This is a genomic window from Streptomyces sp. NPDC057654 (assembly GCF_042800135.1).
In the GTDB taxonomy this organism is placed as follows: domain Bacteria; phylum Actinomycetota; class Actinomycetes; order Streptomycetales; family Streptomycetaceae; genus Streptomyces.
In genome coordinates this window covers 1-3,418 of the sequence record NZ_JBHVHQ010000905.1, presented here as the reverse complement: position 1 = coordinate 3,418, position 3,418 = coordinate 1, and the positions used below count along the sequence as shown (strand labels likewise).

The following is a 3,418-nucleotide window of genomic DNA, read 5'->3' as shown; positions in this document are numbered from 1 at the left end:
GGCTCCTGGTGACCTGGCCCCTGGAGGCGCCGGAGACCGTCGCGGCCTGCGCGGGGCGGCCTGCCGCGCCCGACACGGCGGGGGCCGTCACCGGCCTCTCCGTCTCCCCGGCGGGCCGTCCCGTACGCGGCACGCTCGACGGCCCGGCCGTGCTGGTCGCCGTGCCCGAGGACATCGAGAAGCTGCGCGCCGCCGACCCGGCGTGCGGCGCCTCCTGGCGGTCGGCCCTGCGCGAGGTGCTGGGCGGACTGCTCGCGGACGGGGCGCGGGTCACCGGCTTCGACCGGACCGGTGGGTACATCGTCGAAAGGGAGAAAGCGTCATGAAACTGACCGGAGTCGAGCTGCGCCGCGTACGGATGCCGCTGGTCGCGCCGTTCCGTACGTCCTTCGGGACGCAGACCGTCCGCGAGGCGCTGCTGCTGCGCGCGGTGACGGCCGGGGCGGAGGGCTGGGGCGAGTGCGTCGCGATGAGCGATCCGCTGTACTCCCCGGAGTACGTCGAGGGCTGCGCGGACGTGCTCACCCGCTTTCTCGTGCCCGCGCTCGCCGAGCGCCGCGGGGAGCTGGACGCGATCGGCGTCGCGCCCGCGCTCAGCCCCTTCAAGGGGCATCAGATGGCCAAGGCCGCCCTGGAGACGGCGGTCCTGGACGCCGAGCTGCGCGAGCGCGGCGTGCCGCTGTCGCGGGAGCTGGGTGCGGTGCGGGAGCGGGTGCCGTGCGGGGTCTCGGTCGGCATCATGGACTCGGTGCCCGAGCTGCTGGACTCCGTCGCGGGATATCTCGACGCCGGTTACGTACGCATCAAGCTGAAGATCGAGCCGGGCTGGGACATCGCGCCGGTACGGGCCGTACGGGAGCGGTTCGGCGACGACATCCTCCTCCAGGTCGACGCCAACACCGCCTACACGCGGGCCGACGCGCGGCTGCTGGCCGGGCTCGACCCGTTCGGCCTGCTCCTGATCGAGCAGCCGCTGCCGGAGGACGATCTGCTGGGCCACGCGGAGCTGGCCCGCCAGGTGCGCACGCCGATCTGCCTGGACGAGTCCATCACCTCGGCCCGCGCGGCGGCCGACGCGATCTCGCTCGGCGCGACCAGCATCGTCAACATCAAGCCGGGCCGGGTGGGCGGCTATCTGGAGGCGCGCCGCATCCATGACGTGTGCGCGGCGCACGGGGTGCCGGTGTGGTGCGGCGGGATGCTGGAGACGGGGCTCGGCCGGGCGGCGAACGTGGCGCTGGCGGCGCTGCCGGGCTTCACCGTGCCGGGCGACACATCGGCCTCCGACCGCTACTACCGGACCGACATCACCGAGCCGTTCGCCTTGGACGAGGGACATCTGCCGGTGCCGACGGGGCCCGGCATCGGGGTGGAGCCGCTGGCGGACGCGCTGGAGGAGGTGACGGTCTCCACCGAGTGGATCGCGGTGTAGCACGGTGACCGGTGGGGGCCGGTGGCCGGATGCGGGGCGGTGACCGGGGTGGGGCTGTCGCGGGCGGTGGGCACCGCATAGGATCGACACCTATACGGCGTACAAGAGATCGGTCTCCGCACCCCGAGGGAGGAAACGTGCTCATCCCGGTGGCCCCCCGTCCGCGAGCCGGCCTCCGGCGCGTCCTGGAGGACCTCGGCCCCACGCTGCTGGATCTCGTCCTGGGGGATGTCGATGCCGCGGGGGCGGGGCCGGGCCCAGGTTCCCCTTCCGCCCCAGGCTCCGGCTCCGGCTCCGGCTCCGGGGACATCGGCGGCGTCGTCATCCACGACCCGTACGACGAGCCGGTGCCGCCGCCCCGGGCCCTCGTGCTCGGCGTCGCCGTGCACGAGCCCGCCCGGATCGTCGAACTGCTCGACACCCTCGGCGCGCAGGGCGCCGCAGGGCTCGTCGTGCGCGCGCCGGTCGCCGTCGACGAGGAGGTCGCCGCGGCGGTACGGCGCTCCGGCGTCGCGCTGCTCGGCCTGGCCCGCGGCGCCTCCTGGGCGCAGATCGCCGCGATGCTGCGCTCGGTCATCGCCGAGGGCGACGTCGGGGACGCCGGCCCGGAGTCCCTGGGCGGGGTGTCGTCCGGGGACCTGTTCGCGCTGGCCAACGCGATCGGGGCGCTCCTTGACGCGCCCGTCACCATCGAGGACCGCAGCTGGCGGGTGCTGGCCTTCTCCGGCCGGCAGGGCGAGGCCGACTCCTCCCGCGTCGAGACCATCCTCGGCCGCCAGGTCCCCGAGCGGTACACCCGCGTCCTGGAGGAGCGCGGCGTCTTCCAGGCCATGAACCGCAGCGACCGGCCCGTGTACGTACGCCCCCTCGCGGGCGGCGACGGCGAGGCCGAGAGCCTGCCGCGGGTGGCCCTGACCGTGCGCGCGGGCGACGAGATCCTCGGCTCCATCTGGGCGGCCGTGCGCGAACCGCTCAGCGCCGAACGCGCCCAGGCGCTGTGCGACGCGGCGAAGCTGGTCGCCCTGCACATGCTGCGGCTGCGCGCGGGCGCCGACGTGGAGCGCAGGCTCCGCTCCGACCTGGTGGCCACGGCGCTGGAGGGCGGGCCGGGCGCCGCGGAGGCCGTCGCCCGGCTGGGGCTGGCCGAACAGCCGGGCGCGGTCCTCGCCCTGGCGGCCGCGGGCCGCCCCGACGGCGACCAGTCCGCGGCCCGGCACGCCCGCTACGTGGCCGAACGGCAGCGCCTGACCGACGCGTTCGCGATGCATCTGACCGCGGTGCACCCGCGCTCGGCCGCCGCGCTGGTCGGCGACGTCGTCTACGGCATCGTCCCGGTCCACGCCGACCGCGCGGACGCCGAGGACCGGGCGGTGCGGGTCGCGGACGAGTTCCTGGAACGCGTCGGCGACCGCCAGGAACTGCGCGTCGGCGTCGGCCCGTACGCCCGCGACAGCGCCGGACTGCCCGCCTCCCGCGCCGGGGCGGACCGCGCGCTGCGGGTGCTGCGCGCGGGCGCGGGCTCCCGCTCGGTGGCCCGGATCGCCGACGTGTTCGTCGAGTCGCTCCTGCTCGAACTCACCGACGTGATCGCCGAACGCGGCGACCCGCCGACCGGCCCGGTGGCCCGCCTCATGGCATACGACGCCGCGCACCACACCTGCCTGGTACCGACGCTGCGGGCCTGGCTCGACGCCTTCGGCGACGTGGCCACCGCGTCCGCCGCCGTCCACGTCCACCCGAACACCTTCCGCTACCGCCTGCGCCGCCTCGCGGAAGTAGGCGCCCTCGACCTCGCCGACGCCGATGCCCGCTTCGCCGCCATGCTCCAACTGCGCCTGTGGCCGCATGAACCGTGCCACCGACGCCGTGACTGAGGATGTCCATTCGGGATGTTCGTCCGTGATATTCGTCGGGAAGGGCCGTACGCGCCGGGCGACGCGACGCGGCGAAGCCTGCGGGGAGGCGCGCCGGGCCGCGGCATCCGAC

At 75.4% G+C, this 3,418-nt stretch carries 2 protein-coding genes and 1 pseudogene; all 3 read left to right on the top strand.

Annotated features, from left to right (window positions below; genetic code table 11):
• Nucleotides 1-326: pseudogene (locus ACFU99_RS38030) on the top strand (GNAT family N-acetyltransferase); the annotation flags it as partial.
• Nucleotides 323-1,432, top strand: coding sequence for an o-succinylbenzoate synthase (menC, locus tag ACFU99_RS38025; protein WP_384401580.1), 1,110 nt, complete (start codon nt 323-325; stop codon nt 1,430-1,432). The pseudogene ACFU99_RS38030 and the gene menC, both read left to right, overlap by 4 nt.
• Before the next feature lie 137 nt (nt 1,433-1,569).
• A complete protein-coding gene (locus ACFU99_RS38020; protein ID WP_384401578.1) occupies nt 1,570-3,306 on the top strand; it encodes a PucR family transcriptional regulator in 1,737 nt (578 codons plus the stop codon).
• Nucleotides 3,307-3,418: the final 112 nt, after the last annotated feature.

Excerpts from the sequence above, each read along its gene's own strand:
- menC (WP_384401580.1), top strand. The coding sequence starts at position 323 with ATGAAACTGACCGGAGTCGAGCTGCGCCGCGTACGGATGCCGCTGGTC.